Source organism: Mesorhizobium sp. M7D.F.Ca.US.004.03.1.1, assembly GCF_003998635.1.
GTDB classification, from domain to species: Bacteria; Pseudomonadota; Alphaproteobacteria; order Rhizobiales; family Rhizobiaceae; genus Mesorhizobium; species Mesorhizobium loti.
The window spans coordinates 1-497 of sequence record NZ_RZQG01001744.1; the positions used below are offsets into that span (position 1 = coordinate 1).

At 65.0% G+C, this 497-nt stretch carries 1 protein-coding gene and 1 pseudogene; both read right to left on the reverse strand.

All coding sequences use genetic code 11. The features are described 5' to 3' along the window. Positions 1-101: 101 nt before the first annotated feature. Positions 102-374, reverse strand: coding sequence for a cell division topological specificity factor MinE (minE, locus tag EN935_RS39815; protein WP_023813379.1), 273 nt, complete (start codon positions 372-374; stop codon positions 102-104). Then, positions 371-497: pseudogene (locus EN935_RS39820) on the reverse strand (septum site-determining protein MinD); the annotation flags it as partial. The gene minE and the pseudogene EN935_RS39820, both read right to left, overlap by 4 nt.

The window sequence follows — 497 nt, forward strand, 5'->3', positions numbered from 1 at the left end:
CCCTGCAAAGCGCAGGAGGTCGGACCGAAGGTCCGGGTGGGGTGCTGCCCCCCACCCCGCTGCTTCGCAGCGACCCTCCCCACAAGGGGGAGGGTAAAAAGTCAGCCCGCCATCGCCATGGGCACGGCGCTCTTGTTGGGGATCTGGATATCGATTTCCAGCGTCGACATGGTCTCGCCGCGGTCCATCGAGACCTGCAGGTAATCCTGGTCGATCTGCACGTGCTTGGCGATGACGGCCATGATCTCCTCGCGCAGGATGGAGACGAGGTCGGGCTGGCTGCGGTTGCGGCGCTCATAGGCGAGCAGCACTTGCAGCCGCTCGCGCGCCACCGGCGCGCTGGAGCGCCGCTTGAAGATGTCGAGCAGGTTCATGCCGCCCTCCTTCCCAAAAGACGATCGAGGAAACCCTTGCGTTCGAAGGGCACGATGACAGGCAATTCCTCGCCTTCCAGCCGCCTGGCGGCGTCGAGATAGGCGCGTGCAGCAGTGTTGAGC